This window comes from Njordella calcicola, from assembly GCF_056494125.1.
In genome coordinates, this window is the sequence record NZ_CM151396.1 from 859,227 (window position 1) to 876,391 (window position 17,165).

Genomic DNA, 17,165 nt, shown 5'->3' on the forward strand with positions numbered 1-17,165 from the left:
GCTAGAGGGCGCTGCGGCAAAGCAAGAAGCCGAACGATCCACCGGACTAGCCGGTGGGATTCCCGTTATGGCGGGCTCTTTGGTGTAGCGAGGAGCCCAACGATCCACTGGACAAGCCAGTGGGATTTGGATCGCGCTGCGGTGCATGCATCGACGCGAAGCGGGGCGATGCGCTCAGTCTTCGCCATGAGATTGTTGCGCTAAGAGCGACCGAATTTCTTAGGGCAGCAGAATCAGGGCAGTAGAATAGATTCCTTGACCATTCTCTTGCCCCCATTCTCTTGCCCTGACCTCGCCATGGGATTGGTGCGCTAAAGCATGACGTGCGCGCATGTCCGATTGGGGCTTGCCCCCATCGGACACCGCTTTGGAGCTCTAGCAGGAGAAGGCGGGGACGTGGACGAACTTAGCACACCAATCCTATTGCGACGCGTTGGGGCAAGCCCAACGGTCGCTCAGAGCTCGCGATCTCCGAACGTTGTGCCTTGGTCTCTTGTCTTTCTAATGCTCCCGGCTTGTCCGGGAGATCGTTACGTTTCTCGCTACATCCCTACGAACAAACGACCCCTCTACCACTAATGCTCCTGGCTTGCCCAGGAGATCGTTCCGTTTCTTGCTAAAGTCGTTACTGCAAAGCAAGAAGCCGAACGATCCACCGGACGAGCCGGTGGGATTCCCGCTATGGCGGACTCTTTGGTGTAGCGAGATACCCAACCATCCACTGGACAAGCCAGTGGGATTGATGGCAAGTTGCTCACGCACGGCAATGCCAACAATGCGGAGCGGAGGGCATGAGCTTCCAAGAGTTGCGTAGGCCGGAACAGGAACGCGATCTGCCGGAACAGCACAAACAGGTTTCTGATGAAATTGGCTATTAGAGTCCGTCTGGGTAGAAAGTCGTTCGAAGTTCCGGCACTGAATTGTTTGTTCGTTCCGGCCTACAAGAATGGACATCGCTGGACGATCGCGTGCGAGAGGTCTGTACCAAGGCGCGCAAGAACATAAGGTTCAAGCAACTAAGTTTCGAAGATGCTCGGCTGCTTCGATCCGAAGCCAATATTTATTCAGCGTTCGATGTGAAGTTATTAACAGATGATGCGAGAGTCATCAACGCTTACAGTCGCATGAACTGCGTGGAACAGTTAGATCCTAATTTACCACTACCGGAGATCTAGTTGAAAGAGTTGCTTAACTCTCCCGGCCGGGAGAGTGGCGAGTCTTGCGAGCCGAGAGGGGGCGTTCGAATCATAGCCCGCTTCGCTAACAAGAATTCCATTATGAATTACGCGAGCAACTTGCCTTTAGTGGCTGAGCAATTCGAAGATCTGTATTGTCCTGAGAAATCCGCATTTAATGGACAATCATCAACACAAACTGTTGCCATTGAGCTGCGTTCTAGCTCGTTCTTGAGCCCTCCAAACAGCTACTCGAAATTAGATTAGTAGCTGGTAATTCTGTAGAGAAAAACATTGAATAACTGGGTTCTTCGTGGAATTTAGTGGGTAGGTGCGTAGATTTGGCCGTTAGCGTATTCTTTGTCTATGAAAGAAGCAACTACTACTCACTATCATGCGTTACTTGGTTTGGACGACAACTGGAGCGTGCAATCGGTTGATTTTCGCCCTGCTGAGAAGGCCGTAGACATTCACATCAGTCATACCGGAACAACTCTGCGTTGTCCTCGCTGTGATGCCGCCTGCTCACAAGCCGATCTTGCCCCTGAGCGAACTTGGAGGCATTTGGATACGATGCAATTTGTGACTCGCATCCACGCCTTGGTTCCCAGAAGCAAATGCTCTCAGTGCGGCGTGTTGACCATAGCGATTCCATGGGCCCAAAGGCACGGACGTTTTACGCTTATGTTTGAACAAGTTGCCATTGAAGTCATTCAAGCTTGCTCATCGCTTTCAGCGGCCGCTAAGCTACTGGGAATAGATTGGGCGGCAACTAATGGCATCATGCAGCGTGCGGTGGAGCGTGGGCTCCAACGCCGAAACATGGACGAAATTGAGCATGTTGGTATCGATGAAAAGAACTTTGGTAAAGGGCAGGATTACGTTTCGGTCTTGACCGACTTGGATCAGCACCGCGTGCTAGAAGTTGTTCCTCAGCGGACGCAGCAGTCTGCAGAAAAGCTATTAAAAACCTTGCCCGAAACACAAAGAGCGAAGATCAAAGCGGTTGCCGCTGATATGTGGAAGGCATTCCTAGCTGCCATCAGGGAAGTGTATCCAAACGCTGCTATTGTGCACGACAAATTCCACGTCAGTAAGTACCTTGGAGAAGCAGTTGATCTTGTCCGCCGCCAGGAGAGTCGATTGCTTGCCGAGAGAGGTGATGAGCGACTCAAGGGCACTAGGCAACTACTGCTATTTGCACGTGAGAAATTGTCGGAGGCGGATCGAAACTATCTCTACCAGTTGCAGCATTCGGACATCAAAACAGGTCGAGCATGGTCGCTTAAGGAGAATTTCAGGCACTTCTGGGAATGTACCGATCGAGACACTGCTGAGATGACGTTCGCTGGCTGGTACGGATGGGCCACACGCTGCCAAATCAAACCGATGGTGAAAGTCGCCAAGATGCTCAAGAGGCACTATGAGGGTCTTATGGCCTACATAGACCATCGAATAACCAACGCGATCAGCGAAGGCTTCAACAGTCGTATCCAATCTATCAAAAGTTCAGCTCGCGGATTTCGCAACTTCGACAACTACCGTACTCGGATCCTGTTCTTTTGCGGTAAACTCAACCTCGACTTGGAAATCCCTTAATCACTAAATTCCACGAAGAACCAATAACTGCAAAGCTGAGGAGAAGGACCATCCACAGCTCGCAGCCGTTTTACTCACTCGTTACTATCTCTTACTTGGTGAACACTTGCTGAAGCGAAAATGCCATTTTTCCGTTTTGCACATGACGTAACAGCAAAAAGTTCTGTTCGCTTAATCGAAGTGCTTCGTTCACTTGGCCTGGGTTTTCACGTCGGCTCAGCGCCCGACTTCCTGTATCAATATTTAAAAGGCTATAGCTATTTGAGTCAAACCAGACAATTGATTGCGCTGTAGAGAATTCAATAGCGATCATCGACGGGCATTTCATATCCGTATGGTGATATAGTCGCTCACCATTGATGGCATTCCAGACAGTTAAATCAAATAAATAATTGCCATCATCAAAAATCGATCGAACAACGGCGACTTTCGAATAATCTGGTGATACAGCTATTTGCAGATTCGCTACTTGCCCCACACCTCCATAGTTTGGGTTTTCCTCAAACGCAAAGCTCGGACTTATGTCAACAAGACTGTTTTCTTTCAATTGCCATAAACTTGGAAAGCCATCTTTCGTGACGATAGCGACAATATTCTTATCCGATAGCCAATTAAATGCCACTCCTGTCGAACGGTCGCCCTGCGGGAGATCGATCATTATCTCATGCTCAATTGTCCCTTCGGTTTCAGGACTAAACTCTACAACAACGAATTGCTCCCAAGCAAATCGGTCTACGGTTGGTCTCAGGAGGATTGCAACGTTCGCATCTGGTTCCAACCTTACAACTCGATCGTGGTCAAGAAGTTTATGTGTGATTTGAGTCTCTACTTCTTCATGATCCATCAAGATTTTGCCGTTTCTTGATGTGCTATCGACAACATGTAACATACAGGCTGGCGATCTCACGCCGATGACGATTTGCCTACACTCCCCTGCGAAATGCCGAACACTAATTTTTCTTAGCTTCTCGCCGTCTACAGAGAAGTTATGCAACTGGCTATACTTTCCATTCGAGGTTACAAAGCTGAAGCTGTCTAGTCCGTTTAAATATGGACGCGATTCAATTGTTTGAGTCGAATCGCATCCAAAGCAAAAGAAAAGAGCGGCAATCAAAATAGAGAATTGTTTGCGTTGCATCAGATACCCTTATTTAAATAATTATCTGGACAACTTTTTTGGTGGGGAATACTTTCGCATTGGAAATGGCCGGCCTACACAACCAATTCCACGGTCCACTCCCCACGACTTGCTGTCATCTGTGCAGTAGTAGCCGTCCTTCTTATCGCTCGGGTCAACTGATCGTGCCTCGCCGGTAGTTCCAAATATGTCACACCCTGTTATTTCGGCCATTCTGTCCCTCGCTGCCTTTTGTTTCTCCTGGTCACCGCCACCGCAGGTATAAAAGAAGAGCGAACAACCGCTGCAACCGTTATCTCGGAGTTTGGTTGCAATTTCTTGCTCTAGTTGTTCGTCCCTCGATGGGAGGATAGGTGTCTTTTGTTGACCATCGCGCGGTACGTTTGTTACACCACCAACGTAGTCTGGTGCGCCTTGATGGCCGCAAAATAGTATTTCGCAACAACCTTTCTCTTCGATTGTTCTTAGGATGTCATGTTTTGCGGGGTTTTGGATCGTCGGTCCGCCATTTGTATCAATAGTCGGTGGTACTCGATCAAATGGGGGGTAGACAAAAACACAGCGTTTATTTGGTTCCTTATGCTTGTAAACATTTTCGTCACTTGGATCGCTAAAGACACAATTCCTTATTCCATGCCGATCACGATAGCAATACTTGGGCTCAGGTTTGGGCGGCACATATACTGATTGAAGCCCAAGTGGATCGACACAAATGAGTACTAATGAATCAAGGTACTCATACATATCAATGCCCCCGCGCAGCCCAATCGGATCTCTGCTCACAAATCTTCCACAATCCTGACTCACCCATCTGGCTCTAAAGTAATGCAATCCAACGGTATGGTCCCACTCTCGCGAAGTATAGGTGTAGCGATTGTCATAAGCGCTGGTGGCTATGACTGAGGCTGATGCGTTGAGCACCGTTGGCTGGCCATAAGCGGTATACGCGTAGCGCTCTATAACGCTGCCGCTGGAGTTAGTCATAGCGTAGATCGAGTACTGTTGGTTGCGATGCTGCGCTAGTGCAACTTCTGAAGGCCAATCACTGTTGCTGATCAGCGATGAGGCTGTGCAAGTAAAGCAGGCTGCTGCGGACTCGTGTTGTGATGACTCGCTATTTGAGACTGACGCGTCAGATGACTTTGCCTGGAAAGAAAAAGAACCATTGAATGAAACAGTGGCGTTCAAATAAGGGGCATTCTGATCGCACAACGTATCCCAATCGCTAAGCGAGATTTCTCGATGCGATAAGTGTTTAACCGGAAGTGATGAGGATTGAGACTGCATGTCTGCCATTATAGAGAATGACAGTTGAGCGGTGGTGCGAGATGGGCGGGATAATTGGCAGAATATTGAGGTGGCAGCCTGAAGGGCCGTAGCAATTATTGCCGGTGTGCCGCAGGCCACCGGACTTTGAGGTTCCTTGAGACCGATAAGCCCGAAGGGCTGGCGCAAATCAATTGTCTTGGCCCTCCGGGCCTGAGGGATCAACTGCGCATGCAAACCGTGACCGGATCGGCCACGGCAGCAATTGTGACAAGCCGTTGGCTTGATGAGGCAGGTGCCTCGAGGTCAATTGGCAAGTGGACGCGTAGGCGGCTCGCCCTCCCCGGTCGCTCGTGGAACTCGCGGCCGACCCTCCCGCAAGCGAGAGGGTGAAGAAGAACGCGTACGCCTGGCGGCTGACGGTTAAACGAAGAAGGCGGAGTCGCTGGGCTACATACTACTCAGCGAACGGAGTCGCTGAGCTACTGGCTACTCAGCGAACGGAGTCGCTGAGCTACTCAGCGGGTGGAGTTGCTGAGGTGCCTTCGACATCTGGTTTAGCCGGATGCGTGGCGTCGTGCACTTTACGCAAGCGATCGATGGTCACGTGCGTGTAGATCTGAGTCGTATTCAAATTCGCATGACCCAGCAACGTCTGTAAACTTCTTAAGTCCGCGCCGTTCTCAAGCATCAACGTTGCCGTCGTGTGACGAATCACATGGCACGCGCCGCTCTTGTGAATCCCCGCCTGATCCAGATAGTCTCGCACCATCTTCGAAGCTTGACCGGGCAATAACGGCTTGCCCGTGTTGCTCAAGAAGATTCGATCTGTTGGCATTGCCGCTGGCCCCAATCGCTTGCGACCATGACCGGCCAGCAACCAAGGACGCACATCGGCCAAATACTTTTCAAGCCACTGCAAGGCTCGCACACCAATCGGTACCACGCGATCCTTACGCCCCTTGCCCAAGCGGATCATCAACAACCGACGACTGCGATCAATGTCATAAACCCCAAGCGACAGTAGCTCCTGGCGACGAATCGCACTAGAGTAAAAGATCTCCAGTAATGCTCGGTCACGGATGCCAAGCTCGTCTTTCACATCGGGCTGATTGATCAACAGTTCGACCTCGGGCTCCGTTAAGTAATTCATGGGCAAGCGAACTTCCGCTTTGGGCAGTTCCAAACTTACCGCTGGATTGAATGGCAAGTGACCCTTCAAACATAACCACTGCAGCCAGTGCGACAGGGTCGATAGATAGGACGCTTGCGTCGAACTGGCCAAGGGAGCCCCGCTGCGCAGATGGCCTACATGATAAAGGCTGCGTTGATAAGCGGCCACGTGCTCGGCAGTAACCTGTCCGATGTGATCGATGGCACGCGCCTGCAGCCAGTTAATGAAACGCCTTAAGCTTGACTTGCGGCGATCAATGGTCGACTCTGACCAGTTCAATACGCGAAGATCAAGATAGTACGCTTGCAGCAAAGATGGATACAACATGGTTGGAACCTAGAAATAAAAAGTCTGAAATGGGAAACCAGTAACCAATGCCTTAAGCCTGGCCATGGCAGATGCACCTATGGCGACAGGCAGGGGCTCTCGCAATCTGGCTTGAAAGCCAGGAGAGAGGCACTAAGATCAGATCCTAGAAGGCTTTAGATGATGGCTGCTGACCCCTGGAAGTTACCTGGAACTTCCCTGGAAGTCGGGTGTCTACGGGCAACTAGAGAAGTTCGTAGACGTACGTGGCCCCTTGTCGGCCGCGATGAGCTCGCACGTATTCTAACGATACCAAGCGGTCTAAATGCGTCGATACTTGGTAATCACTCCACTGGATCGATTCACGCAGCATGCGTCTTGTGAAACGCACTTCACAGTTGCGGACGCCGTCCCTTTTTGCGATCGATTCCACCAGTTGCTGCAACAACGTCAGACAGTTCTGTGTCTGCGGCGTCAGCTCGTCCATGCTCAGCTTCAAAATGCGTTCGACCAAACGATTGGCTAAATCAATATCGGTCTGAACCACTTCGATGCGTTCGACGCCAGCTTCGTCACAAATCACGGGACGCTGGTGTTGGTGCAATAAAGCTATCGTGCGAATCAATGTGAGGAACTTCTCATGATCGCGGCGATTGCGAGTTCGGCTGCAAGGGAACTGCATCGTCTCGGCCAGTGGGTTATCGACTTCCATCGGACGAATCACCCGCTGGGCATTGCGGTGCAGGCTGCGAATCTGCTGGGTCTGTTCCAATGAGGCTTTACCTGCTCGCGTTTCGAGTTGTCGTTGGCGCTGTTGGATCGCCAGCGTGTGTTGGCTCGATTCGTCCACGGTGAGGACAAAGCATCGATTCACCAGCTCTTCATCCAACTGCATGCGTGTGGAAGTCAGAAACAATTGCACCGGTCCTTCGACTTCATGCGTTTGCATTTGGAAGTTCCCTTGAGCGTTCTTGCCTACGGTCGCATGCGTCAGCTTACCTTCGCTCTGTAGCAGCTTCAAAGCGTACGCTGCTTCGGAGATGCCTTGATCTTCGCTAATAGCCAGTATCTTGTGAGCAATCGAGCCGGCTGGTAGGTAGTACAGCGATTGACTGGTAAGGTTACTTAATCGCAACTGATGTTCGGGTGGCATCAGATGAAGGATCGAGTCCATTAAGGTGGTCTTACCGGCTGCGCTGTTGGACCTCACGAGGATCGCCAGTGGCTTGTCTAGCAAACGACTGGTTGCCGCCAGGTACGCAGCGAGTTTATTGAAGGGCTCGCCCACCATGCCACACTGATCCAGATCGCTAATGATGCGGCTGATCAACTGGGGATCGCTCAGCAAGCCCAGTGCCTGCTGCTGCTCTTGCGGCGATAGCTCGACGGGTTTAGTAATCCCCTTGGCCGCTTCGATCTGGCGATTGCGCAGCTCTTCAATATGGAGTAAGACTTGGCCGAGATCACGCTTGATGGTGTCCTCCTCGCAGTACAACTCCACAGCGGTTGCGCGTTGGAAGCTATTGCGCGATTGAGCTTTCATCAGATCGACCGTGTCGACGTGAATCAAGTCCGCTCGCGCTGCGGTGACGTTGACCTTCAAAGATAAGCTGGATATGTTGCGATCCAGCCCTCGGATGCGATAGCTGCGGTCACCGCGTGTGATCAACACCGATTCAGATTCCACGGTGAAGCTGACGCCGCTGCCCGGCGGAACTTCATTCGTGCTCTTGCTCGTGCTCGTGCTCGTGCTCGTACTCGTGCTCGTACTCGTACTCGTACTCGTACTCGTACTCGACCCATCGCCCGTCACTTCTTGTACAGCCACTGCATCTTGCAACACTTCCTCTTCCTGAAGTCTGACTCCTGAAGCCTGATCCCTGTTCAGATCCCTTCTCTCAAGCTTGCTGCATCCCGTACCAATCACAAGCCGCTGGGGGTTCTTGCTTTTGGCATCCAGCCGCCAGCCTTCGATGCCCGAGATCACGCCAGCTTCATCCCACAGCGGGATCGTCACGTAACCACGCATCGTCTCTCGGCCATTGTCCTTGTAGATCCCCAACTGCGTTAGTCGATTGCGAATCTCTTGGCCCAGCTTCACGCGATTGCTTGGAACTTCACTGCCCAGCGAGCGATCGGAGAAGCCGACTTGGTACTGAGCCGCTTGAGCGATCGAAAGCCCAAACTGTTCCTGCAAGAAAGTTATCAGCGCCGGTCGATCCAGCATCCCTTGCAGACTATCGGCATAGGCTTCGACGGTCGCTTGCCATGGGGCTGTCAGAAAGACCTCTAAGCGTGGAAAGCTATCTTGATAAGTTCGTGATCGTTGAAGCATGAGAGCGGGTCCATCAAGAGTGTTTGTGTGGGCGATAGATGGAATCAAACAGAAGTTCTTCAAAGCAGGCCCCTTCAGCAGAACGGGCCAGCAAGGCCTTGTGCAAGGGCTGATGATGAAGAATCAAAAGAATTCTTTGGAGGCCATCGATCAGCGTCGGCATCATAGTGCAGGTCATGCTCTACAATGCAGCTACATGCGTCGCAGTTATGACGGTACTTTTACTGAATCAGTCAACAAACGTGAGCACCAAGACGATCTCCTGCTCGCTGAATCATCGTTTACCAGGGGAACCAAGCGAGAATGTACTTGCAGCTCTGCGTCACTATGGCAAAGCGTACTTGTACGATGATTCTATTCCACGATATGCGAGACATGCGCTGGACAAGATCCTCGAATGCCGCTCCGGTGCGTATGGCTCCAGTTGGTTCCGCTGCGGCCAGTGTGATTCCAAACGCATTCTGTATTCGCCATGCTCCAATCGTCATTGCCCCAACTGCGGCTGGCTCAAGCGTAAGAAATGGCTCGATACGATCCAGTCCTGGGAGCTAGATACGAAGTACTATCACGTCGTCTTTACCGCGCCGCATGAACTGACCGAGCTATTCGGAGACAATGCGGCTGAGAGCTATAAGCTGTTCTTCCAGTGTGCGCAAAAGACGCTGCTAGAAACCTGCCAAGAAGCTTTCGGTTGCCGTCCTGGGATCTTGATGACCCTGCACACGTGGGGGCAACGGATGCTGCCGCATGTTCACATCCACGTCATGATGACTGCCGGTGGCATTGACCAGGAAAGTCGACAGTGGACAGAGATCCCTTCCGATGCGCCGGCGATCCAGCCCAAGCGTCTGGCGCAGGTCTTTCGAAAGAAGTTCATCCGAGGGCTCAAGAGTCTCTTTCGACGTGGCAAGTTATTACTAAAATCCACTGCTGAGCAATTAGAAGTTCCAGACGCTCAGTCGTTGGCAGAATGGTTAACACCGATCGCGGCCAGGAGCTGGGTCGCAGATGCTCAGCTCACTCCAGATGTACTTGCCACCAAGCGACAATGCGCGGTCTACTTGTCGGAGTACGTGCAAGGCACGGCGATCAGTGACCAGCGGATCGTCAGCGATGACGGACAAAGTGTTACGATCAGCTTGTGGAATTATCGTAAGGAGCAGTACGAGAAAGAATCGATGCCCGGCGGCGAGTTCGTGCGACGCTATCTATGGCATATCGTTCCCAGAAGCGTTTATCGCATCCGTTATGCAGGCTTATTCCAAGCTCAAAACCGCAAAGCAAACATTCAGCAGACACGTGCCGCGCTGAACGCATTTAACCATCCGCGTTCAGATGATGATACGGACGATGATGACGATGTGAATATAGTTCGACATAAGTCATTACTGCAATCGAGCATTAAGGATGCAAGCAAGCTGATCGAAGAGAACCAATCGCCAAGTACCAAAGCAGAAGTCGATGACCATGCGCCGCGATGCCAACAATGCGGAGCGGAGGGCATGAGCTTCCAAGAGTATCGCAGTCCCTGGCATACGCGTGGTGATATGGGAACAGTGTATTACTTGATCAGCTACTTCGCTGTTATCTGGACATCGCTGGACGATCGCGTGCGAGAGGTCTGCACCAAGGCACGCAAGAACATAAAGTTCAAGCAACTGAGTTTCGAAGATGCTCGGCTGCTTCGATCCGAAGCCAATATTTATTCAGCGTTCGATGTGAAGTTATTAACAGATGATGTTCGCGTCATTACTGCTTGCAGCCGCATGAGCTGCATCAATCAATCAGATACTCAACTACCATTACCGGAGATTTAAGTTGAAAGAGTTGCTTAACTCTCCCGGCCAGGAGAGTGGCGAGTCTTGCGAGCCGAGAGGGGGCGTTCGAATCATAGCCCGCTTCGCTAACAAGAATTGCATTATGAGTAACGAGAGCAACTTGCCTTTAATGGCTGAGCAATTCGAAGATCCGTATCAGTCAGAGAAATCCGCATTTAATGGACAATCATCAACACAAATTCTGGCCATTAAGCTGCGTTCTGGCTCGTTCTTGAGCCCTGCAAACAGCTACTGCAAATTAGATTAGTAGCTGGTAATTCTGTAGAGAAAAACATTGAACAACCGCAAAGCTGGGGAGAAGGACCGTCCACAGCTTGCAGCCGTTTTAATCACTCGTTGCTATCTCTTACTTGGTAAATTTCCGAAATGAACTTATGCTCAATTGCATCGATCCTTGAATGCAGTGCCATGAGACCTGCCGTTAACGCCATCACAAAGAACCACCACTCTGGCAGTTCGAAAAGCGGTGCCGGTACTGCTAGCCCCTGAGTTGTAAGCCCCACCAGCAGAATCATGAAGCTCATCCTAAAGAATGACATCATTGATTTTCGGTTATAAATGAACTTTTCCAAAATTCCCCCAATTCGAATTAGTGAGCCTAGACATTAAAAACCTTGGCAGCTTTGGACGCATCTCGCCTCCGCCTTAGCCGCTTTTGATGCGCAGTATGCAAGGATAACCGCCGAAACCGGAGGCTTGGCACCAACAGCAATGGTGCCACCCGCCGCAGCAAGGCATGCGGCCATATCATCTGCATACTCGCGACCGCAATTGTCCTCACATGGGGTAGATCGACGCTTGCATTTCGCGTGGCAATGATTGACTTTTGTACGACACTCCGTCCCACAGCATGAACGACCTCCTTTCCATTCAGCTTTACATCTATGAAGACACAGAATGTCTACGACTTCAAATCCACCAGGAGGTTTAGGTGATGATGGAAGCCTTGGCCGCGGCATGGAACCCGGATGCCCCTGCAACCCCATTGGATCGCATAAGTAAAGCGGTGTGGCGCGTACATATTCGTAGGAGTTGATTCCTCCCTCATACCCAATTGGATCCCTACCTGTAAACCTTCCACTATGTCCGCTCATCCATCGGGCTCTGAAGTAATGCAAGCCGACGGTATGATCCCACTCGCGGGCGGTATAAGTATACCGGTTGTCATAAGCGCTCGTAGCTATGACTGAGGCAGATGCGTTGAGCACGGTTGGCTGACCGTAAGCGGTGTAAGCGTAGCGCTCTACAACGCTGCCGCTGGAGTTGGTCATAGCGTAGATCGAGTACTGTTGGTTGCGATGCTGCGCTAGTGCAACTTCTGAAGGCCAATCACTGTTGCCGATGAGCGATAAGGATGTGCAAGTGAAGCAGGCTGCTGCGGGCTCGTGTTGTGATGACTTGCTATTTGAGACTGACGCGTCAGATGACTTTGCCTGGAAAGAAAAAGAACCATTGAATGAAACAGTGGCGTTCAAATAGGTTGCATCCTGAGCGCACAGCGAGGCCCAGTCGCTAATCGAGGTTGCTCGATGCGATATGGGTTTAACCGGAAGTGATGTGGCTTGAGACTGCATGCTTGCCATTATAGAGAATGACAGTTGAGCGGTGTTGCGAGATGGGCGAGATGGGCGGGATATTTGGCGGAATTTTGAGGTGGCGGATAGCGGCGATCAGAACCGCGAACGCGGTGGCATTGACTAGCCTGGGGTGAAGCTGAGGAACGAAGCGGAACCCCAGGTAGCGTGGCCGATAGGATTTGGAGCTGCGAAGCAGCGGCATTTGGAAAGCGAAGCTGGGCCTTGTGCCCAGTCTTCGCAATAGGATTGGTGCGCTAACTGCAAACGCCTCACACTTACCGATCATTCTTGGTTGGCCGCTGAGCGGCCAACCGGAAAAGGGGTGGGGGTTGGCACGAGGCTTAGCACACCAATCCTATTGCGACGCGTTGGGGCAAGCCCAACGGTCGCTCAAAACGCGCGATCTCCGAACGATGTGCCTTGGTCTTCTGTCTTTCAAATGCTCCCGGCTTGCCCGGGAGATTGTTACGTTTCTCGCTACATGCTTACGACCATACAACCTCTTTAACGCTAATGCTCCTGGCTTGCCCAGGAGATCCTTCCGTTTCTTACTAGAGGGCGCTGCGGCAAAGCGAGAAACCGAACGATCCACCGGACGAGCCGGTGGGATTCCCGCGATGGCGGGCTCTTTGCTGTAGCGAGAAACCCAACCATCCAATGGACAAGCCAGTGGGATTTGGATCGCGCTGCAATGCATGCATCGACGCGAAGCTTGGCCTTGTGCCCAAACGTCGGCATGAGATTGGTGCGCTAAGAGCGACCGAATTTCTTATGGCAGGAGAATCAGGGCAGTAGAATAGATTCCATGACCATTCTCCTGCCCCCATTCTGTTGCCCAGTCTTCGCAATGGGAATGGTGCGCTAAGTTTCGAAATCCAAAATCGTCGCAAGCCCAACCCTTTGGCAGTCCAGGCTTGCTCCGAACCCGGCGGACTGGGAATCGCTCTGAGATGGCGTCCGCTGTTCACCACACCTTGGAATAAACCCTTACTCAGGCTACGATTCCACTCTTACACCAATCACTCACTGGGAGATAATGCCATGATCGTTGTCATGGAAAAGACCGCCACCGAAGAAAATATCCAGTCGCTCGCCGCGAAAATCCAGGAATTGGGGCTGAAATCCCATATTATCCGTGGAACCGAACGCACCGTCATCGCGGCCGTGGGCGATGAGCGGAAAATTAAAGTCGAATCCTTTGAGAATCGACAAGGCGTCTCGGAAGTACTGCCCATCCTTGCGCCGTACAAAATGGCGTCTCGTGAACTAAAGTCTACCTCGACCCAAATCAAGATTCGCGATTTTGTTTGTGGAAATGGGGCCGTGGGCGTGATGGCTGGCCCTTGTTCGGTGGAAAGCGAAGAGCAAATCGTGGCCTGTGCCCGTGCGGTCAAGGCCGCTGGCGGAACTGCCCTGCGCGGGGGGGCCTTCAAACCGCGTACAAGCCCTTACAGCTTCCAAGGCATGAAGGAAGACGGGCTGAAACTGCTGGATATCGCTCGCAGCGAAACCAACCTCGCGATCATCACGGAGGTGATGACGTCCGAAGATGTCGATCTGGTTGGCAAGTACGCCGATATTCTTCAAATCGGTGCGCGGAACATGCAGAACTATCGATTGTTAGAAGCTGTGGGCCGAAGTCCGCGCGCCGTTCTTTTGAAGCGTGGGCCAAGCGCGACCATGGACGAATGGTTACTGGCTGCTGAATATATTTTGAACGAAGGCAACCATAACGTCATGCTGTGCGAACGCGGTATTCGAACTTTCGAGACGCATACACGGTTTACATTACCGCTGGCCAGCGTACCTTACCTGCATCGCAAAACACATTTGCCTGTAATTGTGGATCCCAGCCATGGGACAGGTCACTCGTACTTGGTGGCCGACATGGCGGCGGCATCGGTCGCCGCCGGTGCTGATGGCTTGATTATCGAAATGCATCCCGATCCGGCAAATGCCAGTAGCGACGGTTACCAATCTTTAGATTTCCAACAGTTCAATGCGATGATGGAACAGTGTCGTGTCATCGCTCATGCGATGGGGCGCACGTTCGGTTAAAGTTCGAACCCCCATTTACCAGGTGCCACAGTTGAAAACACTTACACGAACTTTTGTCGCGGACATTCAGCCTCAAGCACAGATTCGGCAAGTGTTCCGAGTGTTGGACAAACAGCACCGAGCGAACCGACAAGGCAGTATGTACTTGCTGGTGCAATTAGGCGATAAGACGGGGGTTGTGTCTGGCATTCGCTGGAATTCGGACCAGCGGATTTACGACTCGTTCCAAAAAGGGGATTACGTACAGGTCACCGGCGGCTCGCAGTTGCATAATGGAGTCTTGCAGATCATCATTCACGATCTGGAATGGGTTGATGCTACACAGATTGACGAAGCCGACTTTCAAGCGAACGATCCCGCGATTATCGAAACCAATTGGGTTGAATTGCATCGTTTGCTGGACGATATGACCGATGTCGACATGCGAGCGCTCGTTGCAGCGGTCTTTGAAACACCAGATATTGCAGATCGATTGAAGCTGGCTCCTGCAGGCATCAAGACCCATCATGCTTATCCGGGCGGCTTGGTTCAGCACTTAACGGATCTGACTCGTGTCGCGACCTTCATCGCCTCGCAGTACCCTGCCCTGGACCGCGATTTATTGTTGGTTGGCGTGCTAATGCACGATATTGGTAAAATCGATGAATTGCTTTTCGACGGCGAACTCACGTACAGCGACTCCGGCCAACTCCTGGGCCACTTGGTGCAAGGCGTCGAGATCGTGAATCGCTTGGCTACCATTGCTTGTGAAATGACAGGGAAAGCGGTCGATGCCCAGAAACTGTTGCGACTCAAACATATGGTGGTTAGTCATCATGGGCTGCTGGAACACGGTTCACCCAAGGTGCCGATGACCCTGGAAGCGATCGCTTTGTCGCATATTGATGATCTAGATGCCAAGATGAACGCGGCGATTGAGACCATGCGAGCCGATCGCAATAACGATTCGCCGTGGACTGCTTTTCATCCTGTGTTGGGCAAGAAACTCTACAAGCCTTCACTGGGTGAATAAGCGTTCGCAGCGCGACCTTTGGACAAGCGAACGCTTAGGGTTTTTCATCAATGCTGCAGTCGCAAGCCAACAGACCGCAGCCAGGGCACCCTGATCCATACTTTTTCCTAAGCGCAGCACTCAGATCAATTTCAGCAACGTTGGCGATGGTCGTTAGCCAAGCAATCACGTCGGCGAATTCTTCGGCTAGGTTCTCCCGATCATGATTGGAACGTAGAGCAGAGGCTAGTTCGCCAATTTCTTCCATCAGCCACATGAATGTGCCGTCGATGCCACGTTGCACATCTTTTTCAAAGTACATCTTGTGGATCAATGCTTGAAAGTCGCGTACGGAAATATCGGCTGGATGCTCTTGCGAAGATTTCATTTGGTGAGTCTTAAGTGTTCAAATACGACAGCAGAGTTAATAGTAAGCGGACGTTTGCTTTCTACCAGCAGGTACACTTCCGAGTGTTGTGCAACATCGATAGCGAAAGCGACTGGGGTTTGCGAGAAGTCTGAACTAGTAAGCGATAGTAGTTCCAAGATTTGCCCGTCCTTGATCGCAATAAAGCGAACTTGAGGATGGTCGATAGGCGATTCTCGGTCCTGCGGTCGGAATGAACTGCCTAGCGCATCGGCGGTAACCGTTGCTGGCGAAGGCTGTTCGCCAGAGGCTACTGCGCCTACCAATTTTTTCCAGCCTTGTGTATTTGCAATCTTTGCGCGGAAGGACGGTACACCGACGATGCGTTCCGCGGTAAGCGCCAGTTCGGTGGCGACCGCGTAGGGAAACATTTGCAGTTGCTCTGCAAATACGAACTCAGTTCGCGTCCACTCGCTTTGCCCCCGAATATCGATTAATTGCGCATCCCCAATGCTTTGCCAGCGGCTCGGATCGGGAATTGCCGATCGAAACGCAATGCAACGAGCCCACAACGTGTCAGGTTGCCGATTGGTGATGGTAAGTCCAGCGGCCAAGGAGATATCGACTGGAAATCTTCCGGCGTAAGTCATATTGGTGATATGCAAGTAAGTCCAGTCTTCAAACAGTATCTTTAGGTGTGCAGATCGAGGGATGCGAATGGGAGTTAAAGCGGGCGAAAAACGAATCGCAGCGATACGTGAAATGGAGTATCTCTGATTTCCTTGCGGAGCATCCAGTTGCAGTGTCTGTGTTGGCTCCAAGAGCAACGTCGAACTTCTTCCAAGGTCACTGAGGGTGCCCTTTGCGATCTGGCCATCGGGCAGATAGACGATATCTTCCGGTTGGGCCGAAGGCTGAGTCCATTGCTTATACAGTTCCTCAATAGATGCGTTCTTGGCTTTAAGAACAATCCCCGCCACGGTGTTGGTTGGTGCTTTGACCAAGCCAAATAAGGTGCCTTGGATTTGTACTTGTTCAGCGTTCAATCCGACCACCATCCCACGCAGGACAGAGCCATCGGTAAGGACGATAGCATCGGTAGTCATGGCCGGTTTCTGTCGCTCAACCTTCCATGCGATGACTTCTCGAAGAGAAAAATTCTTCGGTATGCCTGCCAGTTCAAAATGCGCCACATCGTTCGGTTGGTTGATGCTAATCAATTTGGCATGCGGATGTGAGTTGGCGATGAGATGTAGTGTTCCGCTGGGTTGGTCGGAATGCAAAATCGAAGTGCCAACCAGCAACTGGGCTGCGATGCAGATCATGAGCGTGTATCGATGG

General features: G+C 51.6%; 15 protein-coding genes. 7 read left to right on the plus strand and 8 right to left on the minus strand.

Annotation, left to right across the window (positions count from 1 at the left end):
- Positions 1-920: 920 nt before the first annotated feature.
- The 3 genes from SH302x_RS03265 to SH302x_RS03275 all read left to right on the plus strand — a co-directional run bounded on the left by SH302x_RS03265 (position 921) and on the right by SH302x_RS03275 (position 2,774).
- Positions 921-1,175, plus strand: a complete 255-nt coding sequence (locus tag SH302x_RS03265; RefSeq protein ID WP_479367312.1) for a hypothetical protein — start codon at positions 921-923, stop codon at positions 1,173-1,175.
- A gap of 102 nt (positions 1,176-1,277) precedes the next feature.
- Positions 1,278-1,442 (plus strand): hypothetical protein, encoded by a 165-nt coding sequence (locus SH302x_RS03270; protein WP_479367313.1) that lies wholly within the window; start codon positions 1,278-1,280, stop codon positions 1,440-1,442.
- 99 nt (positions 1,443-1,541) lie between these two features.
- On the plus strand, positions 1,542-2,774 hold the full coding sequence (locus SH302x_RS03275; RefSeq protein ID WP_479367315.1) for an ISL3 family transposase: 1,233 nt from the start codon (positions 1,542-1,544) through the stop codon (positions 2,772-2,774).
- A 91-nt stretch (positions 2,775-2,865) separates the two neighbouring features.
- On the opposite strand, the gene SH302x_RS03280 is transcribed toward SH302x_RS03275, so the two are convergent.
- The 4 genes from SH302x_RS03280 to SH302x_RS03295 form a co-directional block, all read right to left on the minus strand.
- Entirely contained in the window at positions 2,866-3,912 is a 1,047-nt protein-coding gene (locus SH302x_RS03280; RefSeq protein ID WP_479367316.1) for a hypothetical protein, read from the minus strand.
- 21 nt (positions 3,913-3,933) lie between these two features.
- A complete protein-coding gene (locus SH302x_RS03285; protein WP_479367317.1) occupies positions 3,934-5,199 on the minus strand; it encodes an RHS repeat domain-containing protein in 1,266 nt (421 codons plus the stop codon).
- A gap of 493 nt (positions 5,200-5,692) precedes the next feature.
- Entirely contained in the window at positions 5,693-6,679 is a 987-nt protein-coding gene (locus tag SH302x_RS03290) for a tyrosine-type recombinase/integrase (RefSeq protein WP_479364653.1), read from the minus strand.
- A gap of 223 nt (positions 6,680-6,902) precedes the next feature.
- Positions 6,903-8,993, minus strand: coding sequence for an MTBMA_p00010-related P-loop-containing protein (locus tag SH302x_RS03295; RefSeq protein ID WP_479364652.1), 2,091 nt, complete (start codon positions 8,991-8,993; stop codon positions 6,903-6,905).
- Between the two features lie 209 nt (positions 8,994-9,202).
- Between SH302x_RS03295 and SH302x_RS03300 the strand changes: the two genes are divergently transcribed.
- Positions 9,203-10,810, plus strand: coding sequence for an IS91 family transposase (locus SH302x_RS03300; protein ID WP_479364651.1), 1,608 nt, complete (start codon positions 9,203-9,205; stop codon positions 10,808-10,810).
- Positions 10,811-10,913: 103 nt separating this feature from the next.
- Positions 10,914-11,078: a hypothetical protein gene (locus tag SH302x_RS03305; RefSeq protein WP_479364650.1), complete on the plus strand. Its 165-nt coding sequence runs from the start codon at positions 10,914-10,916 to the stop codon at positions 11,076-11,078.
- A gap of 82 nt (positions 11,079-11,160) precedes the next feature.
- Here the strand turns inward: SH302x_RS03305 and SH302x_RS03310 are convergent, their stop codons facing one another.
- Both SH302x_RS03310 and SH302x_RS03315 read right to left on the minus strand, forming a co-directional pair.
- Positions 11,161-11,373: a hypothetical protein gene (locus SH302x_RS03310; protein ID WP_479367319.1), complete on the minus strand. Its 213-nt coding sequence runs from the start codon at positions 11,371-11,373 to the stop codon at positions 11,161-11,163.
- Positions 11,374-11,436: 63 nt separating this feature from the next.
- On the minus strand, positions 11,437-12,405 hold the full coding sequence (locus SH302x_RS03315; RefSeq protein ID WP_479367320.1) for an RHS repeat domain-containing protein: 969 nt from the start codon (positions 12,403-12,405) through the stop codon (positions 11,437-11,439).
- A gap of 1,044 nt (positions 12,406-13,449) precedes the next feature.
- Between SH302x_RS03315 and aroF the strand changes: the two genes are divergently transcribed.
- Positions 13,450-14,466 carry a 3-deoxy-7-phosphoheptulonate synthase gene (aroF, locus tag SH302x_RS03320; protein WP_479367322.1) on the plus strand — a complete coding sequence of 339 codons (1,017 nt, stop codon included), beginning with the start codon at positions 13,450-13,452 and terminating at the stop codon, positions 14,464-14,466.
- Positions 14,467-14,497: 31 nt separating this feature from the next.
- Positions 14,498-15,478 carry a 3'-5' exoribonuclease YhaM family protein gene (locus SH302x_RS03325; protein WP_479367323.1) on the plus strand — a complete coding sequence of 327 codons (981 nt, stop codon included), beginning with the start codon at positions 14,498-14,500 and terminating at the stop codon, positions 15,476-15,478.
- Between the two features lie 34 nt (positions 15,479-15,512).
- Here the strand turns inward: SH302x_RS03325 and SH302x_RS03330 are convergent, their stop codons facing one another.
- Entirely contained in the window at positions 15,513-15,845 is a 333-nt protein-coding gene (locus tag SH302x_RS03330) for a MazG nucleotide pyrophosphohydrolase domain-containing protein (protein WP_479367325.1), read from the minus strand.
- Positions 15,842-17,149 carry a hypothetical protein gene (locus SH302x_RS03335; protein WP_479367326.1) on the minus strand — a complete coding sequence of 436 codons (1,308 nt, stop codon included), beginning with the start codon at positions 17,147-17,149 and terminating at the stop codon, positions 15,842-15,844. Before SH302x_RS03335 ends, SH302x_RS03330 begins: the two co-directional genes overlap by 4 nt.
- Positions 17,150-17,165 lie beyond the last annotated feature (16 nt).